The organism is Priestia sp. YIM B13489 (assembly GCF_042787645.1).
GTDB classification, from domain to species: Bacteria; Bacillota; Bacilli; order Bacillales; family Bacillaceae_H; genus Priestia; species Priestia megaterium.
Window position 1 is genome coordinate 3,223,218 of record NZ_JBHZOQ010000053.1, and the last position, 23,135, is coordinate 3,246,352.

The window sequence follows — 23,135 nt, forward strand, 5'->3', positions numbered from 1 at the left end:
AGGATTAGAATATAATGTAAGCGAATTCATTTTTACATAAGTCATCAGATGACCTTATCATCGTAGTTTTAATGGTTTCATTTTACTAAATTTATAGTTCACTAATTTGAAAATGAGGTGTTAGTTATGACATGGACACAGCAGTTCACTCCTGTAGGAAACAGCGTCATTTGGTCTTCATTAATCGCTTTGATTCCTATTCTTTACTTCTTTTGGGCTCTGGCTATTAAACGAATGAAAGGTTATATGGCTGGAGTTACAACTTTACTGGTCGCACTTGCCGTTGCAATACTTGCTTATAAAATGCCGGCTAGCATGGCTTTTATGTCAGCCAGTCAAGGAGCCGTATACGGTATACTGCCGATTGGATGGATTATCATTACGTCCGTTTTTCTTTACAAACTAACCGTAAAAACCGGTCAGTTTGATATTATTCGTACCTCTGTCGTATCTATTACAGAAGATCGAAGACTTCAAGCTTTGTTGGTGGCTTTTTCGTTTGGGGCTTTTCTTGAAGGGGCCGCTGGTTTCGGAGCACCTGTTGCTATTTCAGCAGCTCTGCTGGTAGGTTTAGGATTTAATCCGCTGTATGCCGCTGGCTTATGTTTATTAGCAAACACAGCACCCGTTGCTTTTGGTGCAATCGGTATTCCTATCACGGCTATGGAAGGTCCTACTGGAGTAGCGGCAATGGAAATCTCTAAAATGGTAGGCCGCCAGCTTCCTTTTATTTCTGTATTTATTCCCCTGTATTTGGTTTTTGTAATGGCAGGATTTAAGAAAACAGTAGAAGTACTCCCTGCTATTTTAGTATCCGGCATCTCTTTTGCCCTTACCCAGTTTGTCAGCTCTAACTTTTTAGGACCGGAACTTCCCGATATTTTATCGGCACTCGTTTCACTTTTTGCGCTCGCTATTTTCTTAAAATTCTGGAAACCGAAAACAACGTTTCGCTTTCAATCTGAAAAAGCAGCACACGAAGTAGCTTCCGCTTCGGCTGAGCCAAGAGAAACTCAAGATCAACCCGCATTCACGGGGGCTCAAATTGCAAAGGCGTGGTCACCTTTTTTAATTTTAACGATCTTTATTTCTATATGGGGAATTCCTCAAATCAAAACCGCTTTGACAGGACATTATGAAGGAGCTAACGCTTTTTTGAGCGCTATCAATTCCATCGGACATTATTTAACGTTTATGCCAGAAGTACCTTGGTTAAATAATTTAATTTTAAATGGAAATGGAGAACCGATTGCGGCAGTGTATAAGTTAGAATTACTAGGCGCTGCCGGCACAGCTATCCTGTTGTCTGCTGTTGTCACAAAATTTATCGTCAACATCTCTTGGAAAGACTGGTTCATTACGTTTAACGAGACGTGCAAAGAATTAGCGTTGCCGCTGCTTACCATTATGTCCGTTGTGGCATTTGCTTACGTGACAAATGCGTCTGGAATGAGTACAACCTTAGGACTGCTGTTAGCTAAAACAGGCGCGTTATTTCCCTTTTTCTCTCCTGTACTCGGCTGGCTCGGTGTTTTTATTACAGGATCAGATACTTCAGCCAACTTATTGTTTGGCAACTTGCAAAAAATCACGGCTACATCTATTGGAATGGATCCGCTTCTTGCGCTTGCAGCAAACTCTTCTGGTGGAGTAACCGGTAAAATGATTTCACCGCAGTCCATCGCCGTTGCCTGTGCTGCGGTCGGGTTGGCTGGAAAAGAGTCCGATTTGCTTCGTTTCACGGTGAAGCACAGCTTATTTTTACTGCTGATTGTCTGCGTATTAACATTTTTACAATCTAATGTATTATCGTGGATGATTCCTTAATCAAAAAAAGCTTCCGTATGTAGAGGTACCCCTCTGAACGGAAGCTTTTTTTCTTTTAGTTAAGATTGATTAATAGCATATACAACAAATAAAACTATATCTAGCAAGATCATTACAACACCGACAAGCAGCCAGATGTTTCCTTGAGTCTTTTTCTCACCTTCTTGCATTTCAAACGCTCGAATAGCAAATACAATTCCAAGAGTAAACACAAGAAAAAACAGCTGACGGTAATCGAAGAACGACAGTACAACAAAAATTAAAGTGAAAAACACCATAATCATTTCTAAAATCCGATAAGGCTGCTTTTGACATGCTAATAATAGTTTCATTTCTTGACCTACTTTCATCCCGTTTTTAATAGCGTTATTTTACTATTAATTTTAAATGAGATGTTAGTATTTCGAGCACTGTTCACTGTTTTGTAACAAAAAAGCGTACGTTAGTTAAACGCACGCTTCTTTTTTATTCATTTACATTTGGATTCATTGGATTATCCATCCCTGTTTTATCTTGAATTTTTTTATAGATAAAATACGTGTAGATAGCAATTAAAATGGAGAATGCCCACGTAACGGCCTGACGGAATACAATCATGTTCCCGTACCCTTCTACTCCGTACTTTTGAATCAATACGTATTTTACAATCGCTAAAAATACATAGCGACCTGCGAACAGTACTGTAAGCCAGTTCATCATTTTGAATAAATCAGGCTGGTGGAAGAGTTTTAGAGAGTCTTCTCGCTTATAGCCCATTAAGTAAGCCGTATCTACAAAAAAGTACAAACCAATTGGCTTTTTTATCACAATGGTAAAAAGGACAACTACAGCCAGTCCAATCATAAAGTATACTTGATTGTTTAACATCGTTGCTGCGTTCCCTGAAATTAAATCAATAATGGTACGTGCCAGCAGCGTAATGACAATAAACAATCCTGTTACGTTAAACTGGCGATCTTTAATAAATGTATAAATGGTATACACAAACGCTGGTGCTGTTGAAAGCAAAATGGCATAGTAATCACCAATAATGTCTTTTCCTTGGTTCCATATTAGGTAAGGAATAGCGATATAAAAAAGTAAATCAAACCATACTCGTTTTGTATTGTTCATATATAACTCCTTTAAAAACGTTGTTCCTGCTATTATATGGGATACTACGCAAGAAAAAAAGGCTTTTACCTGGAATGTTATGAAATTTTAATTATTTGATGTTTAGATCCAGAGCGACAGGGAAAACGATTTCTAGAAAGACTTCAAGAATCATAAACATCCAAACACTTGAGCAGCAATACATGTGCCACAAGTGAAAAATGCTGAAAGGATTGATTCATTATCGCACTTCACCTAACGTACACGTCAGAAATGGAAAAGGCCATGCAGCTTTCTCACGGCGTGGGGTATGCTGAATATAGCCGTAAACTAGACAAACGTCTACAGGTGGAAAAAGAACGAGAAAAAGATTATCAGGCTAGCAAAGATATACTGCGTGATATTAACCAGCATCGATAATAAAAAGCCGCTCGCTACTTTTGGTAGCAAGCGGCTTTTTATTTACAAATGAACCAAAATTATACATAATAAGGAAGTGCGTGTGCCAAAGAAAGGAACTTGCTTATTATGATGGAAAAATTACTGATTATTTGTGTGTTTGTAGGCATTATCCATATGATTGAAACACTAGCCTACTCTGTGAGACTTGCGGGCTTAAAAACTGGAAAACTAGTCGTGGCTTTATCTCTTTTTAATATTATTGTCATTGTGTCAAGAACAGCTAATATGGTGCAAGCTCCGCTGACCGGCAAATTAGGAGATGCGGTCCAGTCTAAAGAAGATTTGCCCGTTCTGCTTCATCAGCTTCAAACTATCTTGCTCGCCGCTTCTATTGGTACAATCGTAGGTGCTCTTTTAATTCCTAGCTTTGTATCAATTTTCTCCCGAATGATTTTACATTTAGAAGTAGCGGGTTCTGTACCCAAAATGATGAAAAACATTACTTCCATACATACGCTGGAAAAAGCAAAAAAACACGTGAAGCGTCCTAGGTGGATTATGCTGTCTCAGCTGCGAATAGGCGGAGTGCCCAAGCGATTGCTTCTTTTGAATTTAATGGCCACGACCATTTATACAGTAGGTGTTCTTTCCACTCTTTATGCTTCTACACTCGAGCCTACTCTTTCTAAATCAATTCTGATGTCTTCTGGTCTTATTAACGGACTAGCGATGATTACCCTTGCTGTATTTGTAGATCCGCAAGTAGCCATTTTAACTGAAAAGGTAATGAAAGGTGAATCCACTAAGCAATCTATGAATAAAATGGTTGGTACACTCGTCATCTCTCGTTTGTGCGGGACAGTATGTGCCCAAATTCTCTTAGTACCTGCTGCTCTTTATATTGCATGGATTTGCAAATTAATCCCTTAGAAAAAAGACTTCGTTAAAGAAGTCTTTTTATACGTATTCCACTTTTTTGTATCTATGAACAGCAGCGATTAAAAGAAAAAAACTGCTCATTAACGTAACAACTACGGTATAGGTGACACTTTGTGACCAGTGCAATTGTTCAAGCAGGCGAGCGGCGTATTGTGACAGCGCTGCAGGACTCCACTTTAATTGATTCGTAAACAAAGTACTCAAAAATGAAAGTAACGCAATGATCAAAATGCTTACTCCAGCAATTCCTCCGCTTTGTAAAAGGAATGTTCCAGCTGCCACTAAAACGGACAAGATAAAAATTAGCCACAGGCTGTATAAAAGAAAGCTAACTAGCATATGAGTCCAATCCACATATGAAAATAAAAGATTTGTATAATACCATGCTGCTATATAGCTTATAAACGTCGAGCCAATGACCAGTACGATTTGTGCAGCCCATTTACTCATAATGTATTGAATGACGCTCACCGGTCTCATCATAACAAGTACAGCAGCATGATTTTGTCGTTCATTTGAAATTATATTCATGCTTGCTAGTACAATCAGTAAAGTTCCTATTGTGCTATATTGCGAAAGGACACCTTGCATTACTTCTTGACCGGTGGGCGTAGGAAGTTGAATAATTGCTCCTTTTGGTAAATTCCCTGCCATGTTAATGATTTGTGGCATATAATAATTCGTTAAAGGCTGTGTGATGCCTAGTAAAATTAGAGAGATTGGCAGCCAAATTCCTTTGCCGTTCGCAAATAATTCATGCAGTTCCTTTTTAAATAAGACTCCAAATGTGTTCATTTGTTCATCACCTCTAGATACACATCTTCGAGAGAATGCTGTTTTCGTTCAAATAAAACAAGGTTTGCTTGTTGATCAACAAGCAGTTGAAGCAGTTGCTGCTGCTGAGATGTATCTTTTACACTTACAGTGGCTTTATAAGGAGAATGAAACAGCACCTGTTCACTTGGCAGACTGCTAAGTGATCCAGGGAGCCTTTCTTCTGTTTCAATCGTAAAAGCAGGAGCCGTAAACTCTTGGCGCAGCGAACTCTTTGTTCCATTCCATTTCATACGTCCGTTTTTAATCATAATAATGTTATCGCATATTTGTTCTGCATCATGCAAAATGTGAGTTGAAAAAAGGATGGTCGTATCTTTTTTTAATGTTTCGATAATCAGTAGGACATCTTTTCTGCCTTCAGGATCCAAAGCCGAAACCGGTTCATCTAGAATTAGCAGTTCAGGTTTATGTAACAAGGCTTGCGCCAAGCCCAAACGTTGTTTCATTCCTCCAGAAAAGCCAGCAATTTTCTGCTTTTCCTTTCCTTTTAAACCTACAGTTTCAAGTACTTCATCTATTCGGTGGGAAAGCACATTTTTTGAAATGTTAGATAAAAGACCTAAAAAAGTTAAATACTGCTGAGGTGTCATCCAATTAAAAAACGTAGGATGCTGTGGCAGAAAGCCAATAAATGATCGTACGTCTTGGTGTTGTTTATCTTCAAAAGAAATTTTCCCTTTATTAGGTGCAGTAAGACCTGCAATCATATGCAAGGTAGTCGTTTTACCTGCACCGTTAGGGCCTAACAACGCTGCACATTTTCCTTTGTCGAGATTAAATGAAAGGTTATTCACAACGGTTATATTACGATACGCTTTTGTCAGTCTTTCTACTTGCATAAACATCTTCGCTCCACCTCACTGTTTTTTACGTCCTAAAACAAAATATAAAACGGGGCCAACTGTACTTACACATAAAATAATGAGTCCCCATAGCCATTTTGGTCCGTTTGTCTCTTCTTGCTTTATGCAGCTTATTAACGCTGGAATCATTAAAAGCAATTGTAAGAATAGAATTGGAGCAATTAACAACCAGTTAATGTCCTTCATTTACATCCCCCTTTTTCTTCGTGCTGGAAGCCAAATAATAAAAAACCAATAAAACAGCGTTGGCATTGGAATTTGAATCAGTCCCCATATTCCCCAAAACCATGGATGAGCGCCGCGTTTTTTTGCATTGATAAAAAGTAGAAAGCTTTGAAGAAGGAGAAATGGTGAAATAAACAGCACAAGAATCCATTTTTCATTCATTATAAAAACATCTCCTTTTTTCGTTTATAGTGAAAAACGATAAAAGAAATAGGAGCAACAATGATCCCAATTACTTCAATAGCGATAAATAAGGCGGGTATTTGTAAAATAGCAGTTGCCATTACCGTTAAAATAACAAGTGCTGTTAATGTAAATAGACATAACTCTTTCCGGAAAGCTTTTTTCTGCTTTTGTTTTTGAATGAGGAGCTGTTCTTGAATTGCATGAAGAGAAATACGTTCATGACTTGCTAAACTCTCTAGCTGCTCCCAATCTTTTTTTAAAGAATGTAAGGACTGATTGTTATTTTCTTCTCTCATTCTTTCCACTCCTTTCTCAGTATGTTTACTCCTTTATTTACTCTTGATTTGACCGTTCCTGCTCGCATATTCAGCATATGGGCAATCTCATCGTATGTATATCCGTAATAATGTCGAAGCAAGACAGGAATTCGAAAGCGCGAATCGAGTTCATTAAAATCGGAAAACATCTCACTCCATTCCACTCCTTTGTATTTAGCTTTCCACTGAAGCTGGTGCGATAAAGACTGCTTTATTCGCTGGAGACTGCTTTTTTCCCGTTTTTGCTTACGCAAATAATCCATGTACAGTCTTGAAGCAATGGATATCATCCAAGTCGAAAACTTTGCTTCATTTTTGTATGAAGAAAGATTCATGTAACACTTCATCATTGCTTCCTGACACAATTCACTGCATAAGTCCTCATCTAATGTCAGCTTTAAAAGGTATTTATATAAAAATGAATGATAGCGCTGAAATAATAATGAAAAGGCATCATCATCACCTTGTAATGCTTTTTGGACAAGGATGAAATCATCTTGTTCCAAAGCGGTCACCCCTCCTTTTTGTTTCATCACCTATATGACGCTTTAGCGATTGAAATCGTTCATTTTTTATATAAAAAAAACGCCCCGCAGGACGTTTTTATTTAGTACGAAGTATTTTTAATCCTTCTTCATCTTCTTCTAAGGGATAGACTTCGTCGTTTTTAGCGAATAAAACACCGTGGAAGATTTGAAGGTCATCATCACAGGCTTCACAAAATTCCTTTTCACCTTCGTTCCAAAAGCTAAAAAGCGCTAGTTCATCGCTACGCACGCTTGCATATTTTTGATGAAATTCATAAATCATCATCGCATAGTAGCGAAGCGCTTCTTCTTTTTTTTCAAATTCAATAGTTTCAATAATATCCTTTTCCCAGCCTTCTAAAAATAGCCAAGGTTCACAATCACTTTTTATTTTATGAACTCTCCATTTATCTGTCATGATAGAACATCTCCTTACTTACAGCTTACTTCTAAAATTTCTCTTTTCCTTATTATTCAGCAAAAATAACTTTGAATCAAGTAAAACGGAAAAAAACGCCTATTTTCAGGAAATAGACGCTAACAATGTGGCTTAATCTGAACTTCTTTTTTATATTAATAATAGCTCCTTAAACTATAAGGAACTAAACTGCCCGTATAATACTGAGTAATGGGAGGAAAAACGCCTGCTGAAGGCGTGATTTTCCCTCACCAAGATGTTTTTTTGCCCCACCAGTTGTCCATCGCTCCATCAGGTGAAACGACAAATCCAATTGGACGTGCAAAAGAAGGCATAAAATACGGATAGAACGAATACTGAAAAGGCGTATAGAAAGAAGAGTAAAACATCTCTTCCCTTATCCGTTTCCGAAGCCGTTTTGATCAGAACCATCGGGATCGAGCGTATTTGTATTAGAAAGTCCTGAATTTGTATTTACACAAATTCCTGTATTTGAAGACCCTGAACCTTGTGCAGTTTTACTGTTACTTTTTGGAGAAACATAGTACGTATCGCCAAACGTAACGACTCCTCCTGTAACGTTTGGAATCACTACATGATTAATAACAATCGGCATTATCCTCACCCTTTTTATTTTCATCGTGATGTAATATATGAACGATTTATCAAAAGGGTTATACATTAATGGATATAAATAAAAAATCCCCCTGCAGAGTGGGGTATTTTTACGCTTTTACCTCTTTTTTAGAATGACTTAATTCATCTCGCAGAATATCAAAATCTCGTTCTGCTACTTCTTCAATTTTAGTATACAATTCATTCTCCGTTAGAAGTCCTTTTTCTTCAAGTATTTCGACAAGAGCCTTAAACTTTATTCTAGATAAAAGCATTTCGTTTACCGTGCTCTCTGTTGGCTGTTCATTTTTTACTTGTTCTTTTGCTTTAACAGGTTCTTGCTGCAGCTTCACCCTGAAAACAATATTCGTATGATCTGTAATTTCAGGTGACTGATAAAATGTGCTATGCGAAATGTTTTTTAGTGTTAGCGTTTCTTTTGTCTCCATATTTGTTACTTCAAAATACGGATCCTCAAAAAATGCATCATATTTATCATAAGCTGCTTTGCCTACAACCGAAAAAGAAAAGTTTAGCCTTTTCAACTCTTCACCTGTATTCGCATCAGTAATCATTTTTTCTTCAAACATATCAACGTGAAAATTTACGTTATTAATCATTAGTTGTGTCAATTCAATCGCCTCCTTCTTTATTAATACGACACGGAGTGACAAGTTCCCTGTTTTTTTATATAAAAAAACATCTCCCAAAAATGGGGATGTTTTTCAAGGAGCTAGAAAAATGCTCTTTTTTTAGCTCTACAATTCTTCTTCTGCTTTGTCATATTTGCGTTCGTGTGCCGTATCTTCTTCGTTATCACGAATGGTTTTTTGGAGCACAAAAGCAGACATTGTTAAGTATAAAGTTCCAACGGCATAATAACCTTTTACCGGTAATGATGCATCTAAGGTATAAATTCCTATAAACATAGCTAATAGTGCTGTAATAAAAGCTGTCCATGCTAAAAATGTAAAAGCTGCTGTATTACGCTTTTTCATCGTATGACCTCCTCTTTTCCTTTTTCTGCTAAGCGTCGCTTTCATTTTACATTGTAAAATAATTGTTGTCATGGGTATTTATAGTCAGTTACCCTTTTAATCAGAACAAGAAACGGAAGATTTTAGGTCTTACATCCTATTTTTATCATAAAGCTTTTTTTCGAAATGATTAGATATATGGAATTTCTCTTTAAAAGTATGTTCATTCGTTTTCATTAAGAAAAGCTCCAAGTAATTATTGCAATAAAAAAATCATCGCCGAGACGATGATTTTTTGTTTAGCCTTCAAAGTATTCTTTATAAAAGCCGCCGACTTGGCCAGTGTTATCAACAACAAAATAAAACTCTTCTGTTTCATTTTTCACATCATATGTTTTTCCTGCTGTTAAGACATTTTCAACCACGAATTTTTTTGCATCTGTATGTATGCATTTTACTTGTTTAATGGTTGGACGATCGTTCCATTCTAAATGAATCATGTATGTACACTCCTTTGTTTTCATTCAAGATTCATTTTATCTTACTTGAAGTAAAAAAGAAACGGAGCGAATTTAAAAATTAAAAAATTCGCTCATGCACTTTTTTTTTGGCAACTGTTGCTTGTACAAACTGTGCCGTTTGTGCAACAATTGTGTCTTTATCAAAATCCATCGACGCAACATGGTAAGAGTTTCGAAGCATGTGCTGTCTTTTTTCTGCTGATTGAATATGGTTTAAGATATAAGCTGAATTCTCAGGCGGTACTACGTTATCAACTGTTGATGTTAGTACTAAAGCCGGGCACGTTACATAAGATAAGCGTTCTTTTGTTTCATCCATTAAAGAAAGCAGCTCACGCATAGAGCGCACGGGTACTTTATCGTACGTAATTTCATGTACGTTTGGATCTTTAATATCAGGATGCTCTTCTTTTAAATAACGAGGCGTATGACGAGAGCGATAAGGCTCCATTGAAGGAATGGACGTCATAGCCGGATTAATTGCAATAACTCCGTCAAGGTCTAATCCTTGGCTTGCTGTATGAAAGGTAAGAGTGCCTCCCATGGACTGACCCAAGATAAATACATGACGGCATTCTTGCTTCAAACGCTGATACCCAGTTAAAAAGTCTTGCTTCCATTCCTGATACGTTGTTTGTTCAATATCATAGTAGTGAGTACCATGTCCCGTTAGTCGCAAACCGTACACAGTAAAACCTTTTTCAGCTAATTCTTTTCCGATATATTCCATACTTTGAGGAGTCCCCATAAATCCATGAGAAACAAGTATACCAATGTCGTTGCCTTTATAATAAAAAGATTCTGCGCCTTGAATTACGTCATAACGTTCCATTTTCTTCACCCTTTACCACAAATTTTCTGACTAAATGAACTATCTTTATAGTACACCTATAATTCCTATAAGTCAACTGGGGTATTTATTTTTTTACGATTTAAAAAAACGAAGCAAGAATTATCTCTTGCTTCGTTCTTTTTGAATATGTGGAAATACTAGCTCAGCAAACGTATATGCTTCTTCTAGATGCGGGTAGCCTGATAAAATAAACGTATCAATTCCTAGCTCTTTGTACTCTTTTAACCGATCCGCTACAATTTCAGGACTGCCAACAAGAGCAGTTCCAGCACCTTCTCGTGCTAAGCCAATTCCCGCCCATAGATTCTGAGCAATCTCCAGTGCACCTCTATCTTTTGTGCCGCTGTGCAAACTTGACTGTGTTTTTTGGGCAGTGGAGTCAAATGAGGCAAACTTATCTTGAAACGCTTTGATTGTATCATCATTAACATGTTTAATTAATTTATCTGCAGATTCCCACGCTTCGTCTTCCGATTCTCTTACAATAACGTGCAGGCGAATACCAAAGCGAATGTCCCTGCCTTCGTTTGCAACTTTTTCTTTCATCTCATCAATTTTTGTTTTAATCACCGCAGGCGGTTCTCCCCATAACAAATATACATCTGCATGCTTTGCTCCTACTTCTTTTCCTGCTGGAGAAGACCCTCCAAAGTACAGCGGAGGATACGGTTTTTGGACAGGAGGCGATGGAATATACGCTCCTGTTACATCAACATGCTCTCCTTTATAATCCACTTTTTTTCCTTCCATTACATCTCGCCAAATCGTTAAAAATTCATCTGTTAACTCATAGCGTTTATCGTGGCTTAAATAGTTGCCGTATGTTGCTTGTTCCACGGGATCTCCTCCCGTCACAATATTTAACATAAGTCGGCCGTTTGATATTTGATCAAATGTCGAAGCCATCCGTGCTGAAAGTGTTGGAGACATTACACCCGGGCGAAGTGCAATTAAAAACTTCAGCCGATTTGTAACGGAAGCAAGTGCCGATGCAATCACCCATGAATCTTCACAATTTGAACCAGTAGGCAACAAAGCGCCGTCATATCCTAGATAATCCAGTCCATGTGCGATTTGCTTTAAGTAGTGAATGTCGCTTGTTCTACTTCCTTCGGTTGTGCCTAGATAATGTCCGTCGCCTGCTGTAGGGAAAAACCATAAGATGTTCATTTCTATTTCCTCCTAAATATTCTCGTATTCTATATAAAACGTTTTCATATTGTTTGTTTAATTCTTGTCCGCTAATTATAGAGATGCATTTTTATATTAGCGTATGTAATACGACTCTTTTTATTTATTAAATTAGTAAAATCATAATACCTCTTTAACCTATATGTCAAGTATGAATTGAAATAAAAAAAACAAGAATTAAAAGTAATTCTTGTTTTCTTTATTTCCTCATACGTGAAGCCATCGCGTTAGCAAGGGTTGATTTTGTTGATATATTTTCAAACGATAAACCTAAATGAGAAGCGGTAATCGCGATTTCAGGACGTACCCCAGAGATAGTTGATTCTACACCTATTAATTTTAATGCATCAATCAGCTGGAAAATCTGATGAGCAACCATCGTATCAACAATAACTACTCCTGAAATGTCAATATAAAGGTGATTCACTTGCTGTTCAGCGCAGCGAGTTAACGTATTTTCTAAAATTCGGCGCGCTCTTGCTGTGTCGATATCCCCAACAAGCGGAAGAATCGCGATATGATCGCTTAATGGAATAACTGGCGAGCTCAGCTCATTGATCAGCTCTTTGTGTGCTTCAAGCAACCGCTTTGAATGCTGATGGTGCTCTTCTACAAATTTATAAACGGTGATATCAAATACGCGTACAATCAGTTCGTTCCATTCGTCTAGTTCTTCTTGCGTAATATCTTGCTCGTACTCTTCTACAAATTGATTTAAATACGTTAAATACTGTTTTCTAACTCGGAAAAATTCTCGAATAATATAATGAATAGGCGTTCTTACATGCTCTCCGTCTTCCGCAATCTTTAAAATCCACGTTTCAAATGAATCAAAAAATTCTTTTTCACTTTTTATAAATACATCGGCTATGTATAAATGGAATTCATTATTTTGATCTTTTAATACTGAAATGACTTCCGGATGAGTAGATGCATAAACCGATTCTGGGTCATTGTCTTCAATGCTTTCATACCATTCTTCCGTCAGTTGATCTGCATGTTTAAAAAAAAACATTCGAAGTGCTTCATTTTTATTCAAAACGATTCCCCTTTCCATACCAGCTACTACTATCATTATAATTCAACTTTTTCACCCTTACTAGTTTTATGAAAAGAGAAGAAAGAAAATTATTCTTTTAAATACGTGTAGTTTATGATTTTATGCTACATTGAAAATAGCTATAAAAACACAAAGGAGTTTTCAAATGATACGAACGTTAGCTCTTACGAACGATGACAAACTTGTGAAACATATACAATTAGATCAGATTCACGATCCCTCTATTCAGTACTATTGGATTGACTTTAACTGCCCTTCTGAAGAAGAAGCGCTGCTGCTTCAATCATCTTTTCACTTTCATCCGTTAGCGATTGAAGATTGCTTTCATTTTCTGCAGCGCCCAAAACTCGATTATTATGAAGGATACAGTTTTTTTGTCCTTCATTCGTTAAATCGTCAAACGTTAGAAGCTGAAGAAGTTGACCTTTTTATCGGCGAAAATTATATGGTTACTTTTCATTTTCACCCGTCAGCTGCAATTGATAAAGTATGGGAAAAGTTGCTTCATACACCTTTGATTCAAGAAAAAGGAATAAGCTATCTTGCGTATTCTGTGATGGATAAAGTGGTAGATGAATATTTCCCCACTGTATATCAGATTGAAGATGAGCTGAATGATATAGAAAACATAGATGCAAAAAAATCCATTTCTGTTTTAATGGAAGATGTATTCAAACTTCGAAGTGATTTGCTAAAAATCAGAAGAACCATTTTGCCTATGCGCGACTTATTGTACCGTGTTATAAATTCTGAACGCCTAGATGTTCATCCTGAACAAAAAAGGTATTTTAAAGATGTCTATGACCACTTATTAAAATTAGCCGATATGATTGAATCAAATCGGGAAATGACATCTGATATGCGCGATAATTATCTTTCTCTTAATTCAAACCGGATGAATTCAATCATGATGACACTGACTGTTATTTCATCTATCTTTATTCCCCTTACCTTTATCGTTGGCGTATACGGAATGAATTTTGAAAATATGCCTGAGCTAAAGTGGCACTATGGCTATTTCTTTGTGCTTGGCTTCATGGGACTGATAACGCTGGGGTTAATTTTATGGTTCAAGCGTAAAGGCTGGTTTAATACTGATAAAGAGTAGAAAGGTTGAGACATAACGAAATCAATCCAATGTAAAGACGAACAAATTGGATAAGTAAGCTAGTGCTGTCAATTTCCGCACAAGACTTCGCTTTCCGGGGGCGGCCAATGAGCCTCCTCTTCGCTTAGCCTCCTGCGGGGTCTCACCTGTTCCGCTTTTCCCGCAGGAGTCTTTGCCTTGCCCTACAATTAACAGCTATTACATACGGTAAATCTACGTTCACCATCACAATGAAAAAATCCGAACGAGTTGAATTCTCCGTTAAGAATCTCGATTGATTGTTCGGATCTTCCTTCAACGAAAATACGTCTGTCCCAGCTTCTTTTCTATGGGAAGATAACTTGTTATTTCCCGAAAATATTCATAAAATAACGTGCTTACGTTTCCTTTTTTGAAAAAGTTTCATAAGATAGTGAAAATAATGCTCAAAAAGGAGGCTGAAGTAGTGGATATTAAAGGCAAACACTTGCTAATGGATGCGTTCGAATGCGATGAAGTGATATTAAACGACCCTTCACTCTTAAGGAGAATTCTTGTTGAAGCTGCACTAGATGCAGAGATGGAAGTTTTGCACTGTTATTTTCACCAGTTTACGCCCCAAGGCATTACAGGCATTCTCGTATTAGCTACCTCTCACTTGTCTATTCATACGTGGCCGGAGGAAAACTACGCTTCATTAGATTTTTATACGTGCGGAGACAAAAAAATAATTGAAATTGGTTATGCGTTGCTGAAGAAATTAGCTTCAAAAAAAGCTGTTGTGTATTCGATTTCTCGCGGAATTCAATACGCCGAAACTCCAACAAAAAATCGTCAGCATGCTGAAAACACTCGTCTTCTCAATCGTGGAGATGACTCAGATCACATTAGTCTAAAGCAACTCTTATCAGGCCAGCATGACATTTTGTTTCATCAAAAAAACCGTATTCAAGATATTCAGCTGATTAAAGCATCGGATATTCGAATGTATTTGGATGAACAGCTGCAATTTAGTTCATTGGATGAACATGCGTACCATGAAGCTCTTGTACACCCTATCTTTGCAGCTTCCTTACGTCCTCACCGCATTCTTATTCTAGGCGGTGGAGATGGTTTAGCTTTACGAGAAGTCCTTAAATATAAAGAAGTTAAAGAAATAGACCTTGTGGAAATAGATGCTGACGTTGTAAATGCTGCGATGAATGTAGAAGAATTAAAGAAGTTAAATCAACGCTCATTTGAAGATTCTCGTGTCACCGTTCATATTCAAGATGCTGTTGACTACCTCTCTTTGAATTCAGCGTGTTATGACATCATCATTATTGACTTTCCTGATCCTACTAACGAAAAAATAAGTGCTCTTTATACAAAAGAATTTTACGCACTTCTCCACCGTTCACTATCGCGCAGTGGCTTGGTCGTATGTCAGTCAAATTCTCCTAGAGACACACCTATCGTTTTTTGGAGCATTAATAAGACGATGAAAGCTTCTCAGTTTTATACGTTGAGCTACCACACCATTATTCCTTCTTTTGGAGATTGGGGGTTTCACATCGGCTCGAAAACACCTTTGTCTGCCCATATACTCTCTACTGATGTTTCATCTACTACGCTGCCGTCAGACTTTACTAAATTAATGCGTTTTTCTCCCCATTCTCTTTCCAAAAAACAGTTTGCAGTTGTGAACTCTGCTGAGCACTTGGTTCTGCATAAAATATTTAAAAAAGAAGGCTTATATTTGTAAAAAAGAAAGCTTGGCTTATACATTCCTTTTCTTTTGACATACTAAAACAGTCTCGTCACCACTGTGCAACAGAAAGGATTGTTATGAGAAAAATTTCGGTTTTTGTTATCTTAGTGCTAACTGTTATTTTCCCTTCCCCCGCTTTTAGCCAAGTGAAAGTGCCTGTATTGATTTACCATTCTATTGATACCTACACAGGCCACGGGGAAAAAGAACTGTATGTGACGCCTGAAAATTTTGAGAAACAACTTCTTTATCTTAAAAAGCAAGGATATACGCCGCTAACATTTGAAAAATGGCAGGAACTAACGCATGTGAAAAAACCTATATTTATTACATTTGACGATGGATATAAAAATAATCTTACTATCTTGCCCATTTTTCAAAGAGCAGCCAGCACTCAATTTCATCCAGCGGCTACAATTTTTGTGATTTCAGATTTTATCGGCCGTCCCAACCGTTTGTCGCCAGCGGATTTAAAAAAATTTGTTGATTCAGGATTTTTTTCTATTCAGTCTCATACTGCTACTCATCCGGATTTAACTAAGACGAAAAATTTATCCTATGAGCTAGGTAATTCAAAACGAAAAATTGAAGCCATTACGAGCCAGCCCGTTATTGCTCTTGCTTACCCTTACGGAAAGGTCAATAGCCGCGTAGTGGAAGAAACAAAAAAGAATTATACATTTGGTCTTTCAACAATTCCAAAATTTTTCACTGAGAGCGGACAAAAGGATGAAAACTATCTTATTCCCCGTCTGTACGTCACGTATTCTACAACGATTGAAGATTTTGCTAAGCTATTAAAAGAAAGCTAAAAACCCTTTCCTTTTAAGGAAAGGGTTTTTAGAATTTTGTTATCTCTAGTCCTCGCTCTTGCTGCCATTCAGCATAAAAAACTTCGCTGTATTTTTTAATTTTCTTGATTGCAAGCTGTTTTTTTAACCATTTTTCGTCTACGTTTGCTTCTTTCAAATTACCAGGCACTACTTTTCCATCCATGATTAAAGCAATCGGTAAATTGGTTTGAGAATAAGGGATGTTTAAATCATTTTTCGTCGGAGGGCCGAATTCATGTTTAGGAGCGACGCTCACCTCTCCATTTGTTTCTAAAATGACGTATTCTGCTTCATACAGTGAAAAATACCCTTGCTGTCTCATTAAATGCTGAAGCTGATTCAAGTCCAAGTTGTTTTTCTTAAGCTCTTTATAAAGGATTTTCCCTTTATAAATAATCATTGAAGGCTTTCCTTCAAGAATCCCTCTAAATCCTGTAAAGGTTTGAGATAGCTTTGTCACTGCGTAGATCAGAAGCCCCCAAATCAAAACGCTGTAAAGAATTTCAGTTAGCTCTACTCCTTTTTCAAGAGCTGCGTCCCCCACAATATTTCCCAGGACAAGCGTGGTAATAAAGTCAAACGGAGTGATTTGAGCAAACTGCGTCTTACCTAAAAGCTTCAGCATAATAAATAGCGCTAAAAATCCACATATCAGTTCAATCGCAATATCTTTATACATCGATACCCTTCCTCTATAGCAAGCATGTTATAGTATCAGTTTGTATCATATGTGAGAGTGATAAACCTAACTTTTTATTTTTCTTTCCTTCTTTCTCCAGTTATAGAACTTTTGATTAAGCTTTTTTCTTACTTGCATAGGTTTCTAACGTTGCATATTGATTAAAAATGGATGCGGCTGCTTTTTTCCCTACATACCTAAGGTGCCATGGTTCGTATTTATAGCCGGTAACCTGTTCTTCACCTTCAGGGTATCGAATAATGAATCCGTAGTGATACGCATTTTTTGAAAGCCAATGAGCCTCTGATGTAGCACCGAAGCAGTCTGCGGCAGCACACATTCCACTTCCTCCCGTGACATCGATTGCTAGTCCCGTTTCGTGTTCACTTGTTCCAGGGTAGGCGCTATAGGTGCGTGCTTGTTCTTCTCCGTCTCGCTTTGCGTAAAATGCAAAAAGCTCTTTTTGACGCTCGTGAGATCGATAACCGGATACACCAAGTAAGCTGATTCCCTCTTTTTCAGCATCTCGGAAAAGTTCTTCAAGCGCTTGTGCTGCAGGCTTTCTAAGCATTCGTTTTTCTATTTTTTCGTTGAAGATAAACGGAACGTCGGCATAGACTAAATCGGAAGGCTGATAGGATTCAGGAAGCTGATGTTTTTTATTAACTAAAGCCGTAACCGATCCTGGATTGGCTATTACCACTGTTTCGTCTACATTAGGCTTCGTTAAAGTTGGAGAAGCTGATGAGCTTTCTAGTTTTTGAGCCTGTCCATTTTTTGTGAATTCTCTGGCAGGCTTTGATGAAGAATTGCTTGTTCCGCACCCTGCTATCATCAGCGTAAAAGCTAAAGAACAAATAAATAAAAAGTATTTCATGATGTCTTACTCCTTTCAAACGGCTTTTGATGCGCTACAAAAGCCTATACAGAAAGGATAAAATATAAATGTTTCTGTCTGTTATTCAGTTGTTTCAAACTTGTAAACAATTCAAGGTGTGAAAAAATAGAAATAGACTGCCTAAGCAGTCTATTTCAAAAAGATAATATACGTATGAACTTGATTTTGCGTAAAGCTCGATGCAACTAGTTTATTTCCTGATTGACTCCAAGCAAGCTGATCAGCGGCATAGTCTAAATTTACGTTTAAGTGTGTAACATCTCCTGTTAATCCATCTGCTATGAATATCCCTTTATCTCCCTCTTTTTCAGAAATAAAGTTATAGGCTAATTTCGAACCGTCGGGAGACCAGCTTACGCCAAAAATTTGAGTGGACAGAGCAAGCTGAAAGGCCTCTGATCCTTTTAAATCTGTGATAGACAGCGTTCTCGTTTGGGCATCTTTTTGCTGAACGAGCGCTAATTGTTTTCCGTTTGGAGACGGGATAATCGAAATCACATTATCTCGGATTTTTTCAGGGTCCGTCTGTTCGTTATGAAGAAAAAAAAGCTGGTTGTTTACACCAATATAATAAATACCACCTATTCCTTTAACTGCATCTAAGATTCGATCGTCTCTGTGCAACAGAGGTTCTGCTTCTCCTTTTACATTTGCTTTAGAAAGCTTTCCTTCCATTGTAATAAACATTACTTCTGAATTATTAAGCCACTCTCCGCTTGATGGATAGAGAAGAACATTCTTTATTTTAACCGTTTTTTTTGTTTGAAGGTTCATTATATAACCAAATGTATCTTCGCCTTTTGCTACTTTATAAAAAAGATATTCACCATTTGGAGAAAGCTTGGCCGCATGTTGAATTTCATTGCTTGGATGCAACACAAAAGTAGACTTGTTTTTTAGATTATAAGTAGCTAAATTCTGTGCATATACCTCTTTGGGACCGAAATTGTGCGAACGAAATTGTTTATTTTCTTTACTAACAATCATTGTGTTTTCGTTTAAAAATTGAAACGCCCTTACGCCGTTAATATCCTGAACGTCTTTCACTTCTATTTTTCCATCTTTATCTACTTGGTCCAATACAGTAATTTTCTTGTCGGGTTTTTCAACGGTTTCTCTATGGCTTTCTTTTTGTCCGCATGATGTTAAAATAAGAAAAGTGCTTGTTATATATATCATTAATCTATACCGTTTCAATAACGGTTCACTCCTTTTAGCTAACTCATTTCTCTGTTTTCAAAGGAAACGACACTTTGAAAATCGTCCATTTAGAATCAGAATGATGCAGCTTGATAACACCTTTTTGTTTTTCAGTTAAATCTTTGGCTAATGCTAAGCCAAGGCCTGTACCTCCGGATAAACGCGACCGATCTTTATTTACGGTGAAAAATGGTTGAAATAATTTCTCTTCTGCTTCGGATGGAATCCCTATTCCGGTGTTAGCTACATCCACAATAATAGAATTCTCTAAAGTGTAAGACGTTACTTCCACTTTTCCGCCTGGTTCATTATATTTAATAGCATTGTCAATTAAATTGATAAAAATGTGTATTAAGCTTTCACGATCAGCCCAAACAACTGCTTCTTTGATATTTGTATGAAGAGTCAAATCAAATTTAGCTGCTTTTCCTTTCATACGATCGCATATGTCTTCTAGAAGCCGCTTCAATTCAACTTGCTCTGGGCGCTGCTCGAAATCATATTTTTCAAGCGCTGAAAGCTTTAAGATTTTATCTACCATTTCATGAAGGCGATTCGTTTCTTTACGAATATTCTGCACGCCGTCTTCCATAAGCTGAGGATCATCTCGATACATATCAAGTAAGTCAACATAAGCTTTGATCGATGTTAAAGGCGTCTTAAATTCGTGGCTGATGTTACCGATAAACTGCTTTTGCTGTTGTTCAAGAGACTGCAGTTTCGAAATAGCGAACTCAAGCTTTCTTTTTTCTTCATTCATTTGATCGATATTTTTTTCAATCGACGTACTCATAAAAAACAAGCCTTGACTAAGCTCTCCAAGTTCATCGCGTCGTTTGAACGGCACATCAGTCAAATAATGGCCTTTTCGAATCTGCTGTGAAGTTTTTTGAAGGGTAGCGATGAGCGAAGCAATGCGATAAAAATAAGCGTAGCCAATTAAAAAAGCTGCTGCTGCTGCAATCGTTCCTCCCATACGAAATAAGTGCCTAATATCAGCTATAAACTGCTGATTATTTTTTAGGGAATGGTCAAAACGAATGGCTCCAATAAATTGATTATCGATTGACACAGGTGCGAAGTAAATAAGGGAAGCACCCGAGATTTGATAGGCTATTTTTCCTTTCAAAGCATAGCAAAGCGTATCAGAAACATCCACATCTTTTTGGCCGATGGGAATAGAGCTTCCTGATTCCTGTCCTTTTTGATTATATAGGACTGTTTGCATTCCGCTTTGTGATGCAATCGAAGATGCAAGGCGCTGTCCTTTTTGCTGAAGAAAAGAATCTGTATTCAGAGACGGGTCACCGGTTACATAACTTTGATGAATCGTCTGCTCCGCTGCTTTGCTTTTTTGAATAAGTTCACTTTCTAGCTGATCACGCTGATTTGTCTCAATTCCTTTTAACACAAGTACGCTCAGTACGGTTACTGTTAAAATAATTAAAAAAGCAAGAACGAGTCCCATCTTAGCTTTTAGGCTGATTTTCATTCATTGATCCCTGCTGTCGCTTTATATCCAACCCCGTATACCGTTTGAAGCAAATAAGGTTCTGCTTCTCCTACTTTTTTTCGAAGGCGCTGCATGTGAATGTCTACCGTACGTGTACCGCCTGCATAATCCATTCCCCAGACAAGATCTAGTAAATCTTCTCGTGTGTACACTCTCTCTAAATTGGCAAGTAATAAAGCAATAAGATCAAACTCCTTTGGTGTAAGCTTAACTAACTCATTGGCAACATGTAACGTGCGCTGAATTAAGTTCACCTTCACTTTTCCCACCGTGATTTCTCCGACAGCTTCAGGAGCTTCATTTTTTTCCATTCGCCGCACAAGTGCTTTAGCTCTAGCTACAAGTTCTCTTACGTCAAAAGGCTTGGTCATGTAATCATCTGCGCCTAACTCTAAGCCTAGAACTTTATCGACGATATCATTTTTAACCGTTAACAAGATAATCCCCATTCCTCTTCGATTCTCAAGTTTTCGGCATACTTCATAGCCGGTTAATTTCGGCATCATCACATCCAATATCATCACGTCAGGTTGAAAGCTTTTTACTTTTTCAAGTGCTTCTTCACCGTCAGATGCGGTGTCTACAATATATCCTTCGCGCTTGAAAGCATAGGATACCGCTGTAGCAATACTTTTTTCATCATCAACTACTAAAATCTTTTTATTCAATGTATCACGTACTTTCATTTGATATTTCTATTCGTCTATCTTATCAAACAGCTTTCCCAAAAACATCTCCAAGTTGTTTCGAAATTGTAAACAAAAATAAAAACACCATATAAGATGGCGTTTTTTTAGATCTAATATTCATTTGTAAAAGGAAGGATTTTATGCGTATTCAAATATTGATGAAGCAGATCTATACGCTGCTCGCTGCTAATAAAACCAATGTATCCGTCCGGTCTAATAACGTACAGAGCATCTTTTTGAAGCCCTGCTTTCTTCAAGTAAGGGTTCCAAGAAAACTCGTGCAAGGAGAAGTCTTTTTCTTGCATGCTCTTTTTTAGCTTCTCTGCTGCTGTTCCATAGACATGTATTTGCCAGTTTAAAGACTGTAAAGATTCAAAATTCCCTTCTACATAGGGTAATCGATCACCACTTTGCACATTTGTCCCTTGCCCGCTGCTTAGGTCACTATTTCGATACTTAATGCGGATTTGAGATAAAATCGTAAATGCTTTGTGACGGGGATAAGGGAAACGAAATAAAAAGGATAGTACAGGCGGAAAGATATGCTTCCTAAAAAATTGACTCGTTTTATCTCGTGCCACCATTCGCTTAAAAGCGCGATCAGTTGTATTTACAAGCAGCTCTGCAAAAGGCAACCTTTCTTCTTCGTATGTATCTAATATGGAAAGTGCCGCTTTGTGTTGAAGGACAGCTGCTAATTTCCATGAAAGGTTGACTGCATCTCCAATTCCTGCGTTCATTCCTTGTCCCCCTGCAGGACTATGAATATGGGCTGCATCTCCACTTAGAAAAATACGCCCCTGTCGGAAACGACTTGCTACTCTGTGATGGATATGATATGTCGAGAACCAATTTATACCCTCAACCTGAGCACCAAATGTTCGTTGAATAAAAGCGTGAATGTTTTCAGCTTTTACATCGTTTTGCCCCCCCAAAGTTGAAGGAATAATGCCGATCATTCGATACGTTCCTTTACTTCTAACAGGCATACAAATCAAAAATTCTTCATTGCTAAATGAAATACTGATTTTTTGATCCTTCATCACTTCACCAGAGCCGTGAACATCCATCACATAAAAATGCTGTTTATATTTTTCTCCTTTAAACTCTATCTTCATTTGCTTGCGAACGGTACTGTGTGCTCCGTCACATCCACAAATATACTTAAAATAAGCGGTTTTCTCTTGTTGTGCTTTTAATAAAGTTTTTACCTCTTCTCCGTGTTCAGCTAGAGATAGTAACTCCGTCTTCCATTCTACTTCGATCCCAAAATTTTTTAATTTTTCAAGCAGAAACCGCTCGTGGTCGTCCTGTGGAAATGTAAGAACAAAAGGAAAAGGACTTAATCCTTCTCCTAAAGATCCTAGATGAACTTTTGCTTTTATTTTATTCTTCACTCGGACGTATACATCTTCCATCTTAATCCCGCTGTCTATGACTTCATCTGCAAAACCGAACTGCTGATAAAATTCAAGTGTTCGCGGTAAAATAGCCATAGCCCGGGAGGCTTGCCCAGGTCCGTCGCTTCTATCAATAATTCGAAAAGGAATGTTATGTCTGGCTAGATTGTAGGCCATAACGAGGCCAGTAGGGCCGGCACCAACGATTAGGATTTGTGGATTCATCATCATCTCTC

29 protein-coding genes are annotated in these 23,135 nt (G+C 37.6%); 7 read left to right on the forward strand and 22 right to left on the reverse strand.

Annotation, left to right across the window (positions count from 1 at the left end):
* Nucleotides 1-126: 126 nt before the first annotated feature.
* The gene (locus tag ACFX4W_RS22390) at nt 127-1,827 is read left to right on the forward strand and encodes an L-lactate permease (protein ID WP_043981574.1); all 1,701 of its coding nucleotides are present in this window, start codon (nt 127-129) and stop codon (nt 1,825-1,827) included.
* A gap of 59 nt (nt 1,828-1,886) precedes the next feature.
* On the opposite strand, the gene ACFX4W_RS22395 is transcribed toward ACFX4W_RS22390, so the two are convergent.
* Both ACFX4W_RS22395 and ACFX4W_RS22400 read right to left on the reverse strand, forming a co-directional pair.
* Nucleotides 1,887-2,159, reverse strand: a complete 273-nt coding sequence (locus tag ACFX4W_RS22395; protein WP_237074457.1) for a hypothetical protein — start codon at nt 2,157-2,159, stop codon at nt 1,887-1,889.
* Between the two features lie 133 nt (nt 2,160-2,292).
* Nucleotides 2,293-2,940, reverse strand: coding sequence for a VC0807 family protein (locus ACFX4W_RS22400; protein WP_043981572.1), 648 nt, complete (start codon nt 2,938-2,940; stop codon nt 2,293-2,295).
* Nucleotides 2,941-3,192: 252 nt separating this feature from the next.
* On the opposite strand from ACFX4W_RS22400, the gene ACFX4W_RS22405 reads away from it, so the two are divergent.
* Both ACFX4W_RS22405 and ACFX4W_RS22410 read left to right on the forward strand, forming a co-directional pair.
* Nucleotides 3,193-3,339, forward strand: a complete 147-nt coding sequence (locus tag ACFX4W_RS22405) for a YuzK family famiily protein (protein ID WP_014459567.1) — start codon at nt 3,193-3,195, stop codon at nt 3,337-3,339.
* A gap of 108 nt (nt 3,340-3,447) precedes the next feature.
* The gene (locus ACFX4W_RS22410; protein ID WP_052500339.1) at nt 3,448-4,251 is read left to right on the forward strand and encodes a lipid II flippase Amj family protein; all 804 of its coding nucleotides are present in this window, start codon (nt 3,448-3,450) and stop codon (nt 4,249-4,251) included.
* Nucleotides 4,252-4,278: 27 nt separating this feature from the next.
* On the opposite strand, the gene ACFX4W_RS22415 is transcribed toward ACFX4W_RS22410, so the two are convergent.
* The 7 genes from ACFX4W_RS22415 to ACFX4W_RS22445 all read right to left on the reverse strand — a co-directional run bounded on the left by ACFX4W_RS22415 (nt 4,279) and on the right by ACFX4W_RS22445 (nt 7,633).
* Nucleotides 4,279-5,055 (reverse strand): ABC transporter permease, encoded by a 777-nt coding sequence (locus ACFX4W_RS22415; RefSeq protein WP_016764610.1) that lies wholly within the window; start codon nt 5,053-5,055, stop codon nt 4,279-4,281.
* Nucleotides 5,052-5,942, reverse strand: a complete 891-nt coding sequence (locus ACFX4W_RS22420) for an ABC transporter ATP-binding protein (protein ID WP_237074456.1) — start codon at nt 5,940-5,942, stop codon at nt 5,052-5,054. Before ACFX4W_RS22420 ends, ACFX4W_RS22415 begins: the two co-directional genes overlap by 4 nt.
* A 12-nt stretch (nt 5,943-5,954) precedes the next feature.
* Entirely contained in the window at nt 5,955-6,146 is a 192-nt protein-coding gene (locus ACFX4W_RS22425) for a PLD nuclease N-terminal domain-containing protein (protein ID WP_013057569.1), read from the reverse strand.
* A complete protein-coding gene (locus ACFX4W_RS22430) occupies nt 6,147-6,347 on the reverse strand; it encodes a hypothetical protein (protein WP_013057570.1) in 201 nt (66 codons plus the stop codon).
* Nucleotides 6,347-6,667, reverse strand: coding sequence for a YxlC family protein (locus ACFX4W_RS22435; RefSeq protein ID WP_016764613.1), 321 nt, complete (start codon nt 6,665-6,667; stop codon nt 6,347-6,349). Before ACFX4W_RS22435 ends, ACFX4W_RS22430 begins: the two co-directional genes overlap by 1 nt.
* The gene (sigY, locus tag ACFX4W_RS22440) at nt 6,664-7,194 is read right to left on the reverse strand and encodes an RNA polymerase sigma factor SigY (protein WP_043981570.1); all 531 of its coding nucleotides are present in this window, start codon (nt 7,192-7,194) and stop codon (nt 6,664-6,666) included. The genes ACFX4W_RS22435 and sigY overlap by 4 nt, the downstream gene beginning before the upstream one ends.
* A gap of 97 nt (nt 7,195-7,291) precedes the next feature.
* Nucleotides 7,292-7,633 (reverse strand): DUF1033 family protein, encoded by a 342-nt coding sequence (locus ACFX4W_RS22445; RefSeq protein ID WP_013083686.1) that lies wholly within the window; start codon nt 7,631-7,633, stop codon nt 7,292-7,294.
* Between the two features lie 210 nt (nt 7,634-7,843).
* Between ACFX4W_RS22445 and ACFX4W_RS22450 the strand changes: the two genes are divergently transcribed.
* Nucleotides 7,844-7,981, forward strand: a complete 138-nt coding sequence (locus tag ACFX4W_RS22450) for a hypothetical protein (protein ID WP_157842266.1) — start codon at nt 7,844-7,846, stop codon at nt 7,979-7,981.
* Between the two features lie 49 nt (nt 7,982-8,030).
* Here ACFX4W_RS22450 and ACFX4W_RS22455 read toward each other — a convergent pair whose 3' ends face one another.
* The 7 genes from ACFX4W_RS22455 to ACFX4W_RS22485 all read right to left on the reverse strand — a co-directional run bounded on the left by ACFX4W_RS22455 (nt 8,031) and on the right by ACFX4W_RS22485 (nt 12,865).
* Nucleotides 8,031-8,249 carry a spore germination protein gene (locus ACFX4W_RS22455; protein WP_013083687.1) on the reverse strand — a complete coding sequence of 73 codons (219 nt, stop codon included), beginning with the start codon at nt 8,247-8,249 and terminating at the stop codon, nt 8,031-8,033.
* A gap of 109 nt (nt 8,250-8,358) precedes the next feature.
* Complete coding sequence (locus ACFX4W_RS22460) at nt 8,359-8,880, reverse strand: hypothetical protein (RefSeq protein WP_043981569.1); 522 nt, start codon at nt 8,878-8,880, stop codon at nt 8,359-8,361.
* 126 nt (nt 8,881-9,006) lie between these two features.
* The gene (locus ACFX4W_RS22465) at nt 9,007-9,246 is read right to left on the reverse strand and encodes a YiaA/YiaB family inner membrane protein (RefSeq protein WP_013057577.1); all 240 of its coding nucleotides are present in this window, start codon (nt 9,244-9,246) and stop codon (nt 9,007-9,009) included.
* 278 nt (nt 9,247-9,524) lie between these two features.
* Complete coding sequence (locus ACFX4W_RS22470) at nt 9,525-9,725, reverse strand: DUF6501 family protein (protein WP_013057578.1); 201 nt, start codon at nt 9,723-9,725, stop codon at nt 9,525-9,527.
* A gap of 79 nt (nt 9,726-9,804) precedes the next feature.
* Nucleotides 9,805-10,578 carry an alpha/beta hydrolase gene (locus ACFX4W_RS22475; protein WP_043981568.1) on the reverse strand — a complete coding sequence of 258 codons (774 nt, stop codon included), beginning with the start codon at nt 10,576-10,578 and terminating at the stop codon, nt 9,805-9,807.
* Between the two features lie 120 nt (nt 10,579-10,698).
* Nucleotides 10,699-11,769 carry an FMNH2-dependent alkanesulfonate monooxygenase gene (gene ssuD, locus ACFX4W_RS22480; protein WP_043981567.1) on the reverse strand — a complete coding sequence of 357 codons (1,071 nt, stop codon included), beginning with the start codon at nt 11,767-11,769 and terminating at the stop codon, nt 10,699-10,701.
* Between the two features lie 220 nt (nt 11,770-11,989).
* Nucleotides 11,990-12,865, reverse strand: coding sequence for an STAS domain-containing protein (locus ACFX4W_RS22485; RefSeq protein WP_080781665.1), 876 nt, complete (start codon nt 12,863-12,865; stop codon nt 11,990-11,992).
* A 130-nt stretch (nt 12,866-12,995) separates the two neighbouring features.
* On the opposite strand from ACFX4W_RS22485, the gene corA reads away from it, so the two are divergent.
* The 3 genes from corA (at nt 12,996) to ACFX4W_RS22500 (ending at nt 16,499) form a co-directional block, all read left to right on the forward strand.
* Nucleotides 12,996-13,958 carry a magnesium/cobalt transporter CorA gene (gene corA / locus ACFX4W_RS22490; protein WP_043981566.1) on the forward strand — a complete coding sequence of 321 codons (963 nt, stop codon included), beginning with the start codon at nt 12,996-12,998 and terminating at the stop codon, nt 13,956-13,958.
* A 445-nt stretch (nt 13,959-14,403) separates the two neighbouring features.
* Nucleotides 14,404-15,681, forward strand: a complete 1,278-nt coding sequence (locus ACFX4W_RS22495; protein WP_237074454.1) for a polyamine aminopropyltransferase — start codon at nt 14,404-14,406, stop codon at nt 15,679-15,681.
* Between the two features lie 83 nt (nt 15,682-15,764).
* A complete protein-coding gene (locus tag ACFX4W_RS22500; RefSeq protein ID WP_052500338.1) occupies nt 15,765-16,499 on the forward strand; it encodes a polysaccharide deacetylase family protein in 735 nt (244 codons plus the stop codon).
* Nucleotides 16,500-16,527: 28 nt separating this feature from the next.
* Here ACFX4W_RS22500 and ACFX4W_RS22505 read toward each other — a convergent pair whose 3' ends face one another.
* The 6 genes from ACFX4W_RS22505 to ACFX4W_RS22530 all read right to left on the reverse strand — a co-directional run bounded on the left by ACFX4W_RS22505 (nt 16,528) and on the right by ACFX4W_RS22530 (nt 23,124).
* Nucleotides 16,528-17,199, reverse strand: a complete 672-nt coding sequence (locus ACFX4W_RS22505; protein ID WP_013057585.1) for a DUF421 domain-containing protein — start codon at nt 17,197-17,199, stop codon at nt 16,528-16,530.
* Between the two features lie 115 nt (nt 17,200-17,314).
* Nucleotides 17,315-18,076 carry a M15 family metallopeptidase gene (locus tag ACFX4W_RS22510; RefSeq protein ID WP_043981564.1) on the reverse strand — a complete coding sequence of 254 codons (762 nt, stop codon included), beginning with the start codon at nt 18,074-18,076 and terminating at the stop codon, nt 17,315-17,317.
* Between the two features lie 150 nt (nt 18,077-18,226).
* Complete coding sequence (locus ACFX4W_RS22515) at nt 18,227-19,294, reverse strand: TolB family protein (RefSeq protein WP_043981563.1); 1,068 nt, start codon at nt 19,292-19,294, stop codon at nt 18,227-18,229.
* A gap of 25 nt (nt 19,295-19,319) precedes the next feature.
* Entirely contained in the window at nt 19,320-20,789 is a 1,470-nt protein-coding gene (locus ACFX4W_RS22520) for a sensor histidine kinase (RefSeq protein WP_043981562.1), read from the reverse strand.
* Nucleotides 20,786-21,478, reverse strand: coding sequence for a response regulator transcription factor (locus ACFX4W_RS22525; protein WP_043981650.1), 693 nt, complete (start codon nt 21,476-21,478; stop codon nt 20,786-20,788). The genes ACFX4W_RS22520 and ACFX4W_RS22525 overlap by 4 nt, the downstream gene beginning before the upstream one ends.
* A 131-nt stretch (nt 21,479-21,609) precedes the next feature.
* Nucleotides 21,610-23,124, reverse strand: a complete 1,515-nt coding sequence (locus tag ACFX4W_RS22530; protein WP_280559861.1) for an FAD-dependent monooxygenase — start codon at nt 23,122-23,124, stop codon at nt 21,610-21,612.
* Nucleotides 23,125-23,135: the final 11 nt, after the last annotated feature.

Coding starts and splice junctions, on each gene's coding strand:
- ACFX4W_RS22410 (WP_052500339.1), top strand. CDS start 3,448: ATGATGGAAAAATTACTGATTATTTGTGTGTTTGTAGGCATTATCCAT.
- ACFX4W_RS22435 (WP_016764613.1), bottom strand. CDS start 6,667: ATGAGAGAAGAAAATAACAATCAGTCCTTACATTCTTTAAAAAAAGAT.
- ACFX4W_RS22520 (WP_043981562.1), bottom strand. CDS start 20,789: ATGAAAATCAGCCTAAAAGCTAAGATGGGACTCGTTCTTGCTTTTTTA.
- ACFX4W_RS22500 (WP_052500338.1), top strand. CDS start 15,765: ATGAGAAAAATTTCGGTTTTTGTTATCTTAGTGCTAACTGTTATTTTC.
- ACFX4W_RS22405 (WP_014459567.1), top strand. CDS start 3,193: ATGGAAAAGGCCATGCAGCTTTCTCACGGCGTGGGGTATGCTGAATAT.
- ACFX4W_RS22390 (WP_043981574.1), top strand. CDS start 127: ATGACATGGACACAGCAGTTCACTCCTGTAGGAAACAGCGTCATTTGG.
- corA (WP_043981566.1), top strand. CDS start 12,996: ATGATACGAACGTTAGCTCTTACGAACGATGACAAACTTGTGAAACAT.
- ACFX4W_RS22510 (WP_043981564.1), bottom strand. CDS start 18,076: ATGAAATACTTTTTATTTATTTGTTCTTTAGCTTTTACGCTGATGATA.
- ACFX4W_RS22430 (WP_013057570.1), bottom strand. CDS start 6,347: ATGAATGAAAAATGGATTCTTGTGCTGTTTATTTCACCATTTCTCCTT.
- ACFX4W_RS22475 (WP_043981568.1), bottom strand. CDS start 10,578: ATGGAACGTTATGACGTAATTCAAGGCGCAGAATCTTTTTATTATAAA.
- ACFX4W_RS22485 (WP_080781665.1), bottom strand. CDS start 12,865: ATGATAGTAGTAGCTGGTATGGAAAGGGGAATCGTTTTGAATAAAAAT.
- ACFX4W_RS22395 (WP_237074457.1), bottom strand. CDS start 2,159: ATGAAACTATTATTAGCATGTCAAAAGCAGCCTTATCGGATTTTAGAA.
- ACFX4W_RS22505 (WP_013057585.1), bottom strand. CDS start 17,199: ATGTATAAAGATATTGCGATTGAACTGATATGTGGATTTTTAGCGCTA.
- ssuD (WP_043981567.1), bottom strand. CDS start 11,769: ATGAACATCTTATGGTTTTTCCCTACAGCAGGCGACGGACATTATCTA.
- ACFX4W_RS22465 (WP_013057577.1), bottom strand. CDS start 9,246: ATGAAAAAGCGTAATACAGCAGCTTTTACATTTTTAGCATGGACAGCT.
- ACFX4W_RS22530 (WP_280559861.1), bottom strand. CDS start 23,124: ATGAATCCACAAATCCTAATCGTTGGTGCCGGCCCTACTGGCCTCGTT.
- ACFX4W_RS22455 (WP_013083687.1), bottom strand. CDS start 8,249: ATGCCGATTGTTATTAATCATGTAGTGATTCCAAACGTTACAGGAGGA.
- ACFX4W_RS22400 (WP_043981572.1), bottom strand. CDS start 2,940: ATGAACAATACAAAACGAGTATGGTTTGATTTACTTTTTTATATCGCT.
- ACFX4W_RS22425 (WP_013057569.1), bottom strand. CDS start 6,146: ATGAAGGACATTAACTGGTTGTTAATTGCTCCAATTCTATTCTTACAA.
- ACFX4W_RS22470 (WP_013057578.1), bottom strand. CDS start 9,725: ATGATTCATTTAGAATGGAACGATCGTCCAACCATTAAACAAGTAAAA.
- ACFX4W_RS22420 (WP_237074456.1), bottom strand. CDS start 5,942: ATGTTTATGCAAGTAGAAAGACTGACAAAAGCGTATCGTAATATAACC.
- ACFX4W_RS22450 (WP_157842266.1), top strand. CDS start 7,844: ATGGGAGGAAAAACGCCTGCTGAAGGCGTGATTTTCCCTCACCAAGAT.
- ACFX4W_RS22445 (WP_013083686.1), bottom strand. CDS start 7,633: ATGACAGATAAATGGAGAGTTCATAAAATAAAAAGTGATTGTGAACCT.
- ACFX4W_RS22415 (WP_016764610.1), bottom strand. CDS start 5,055: ATGAACACATTTGGAGTCTTATTTAAAAAGGAACTGCATGAATTATTT.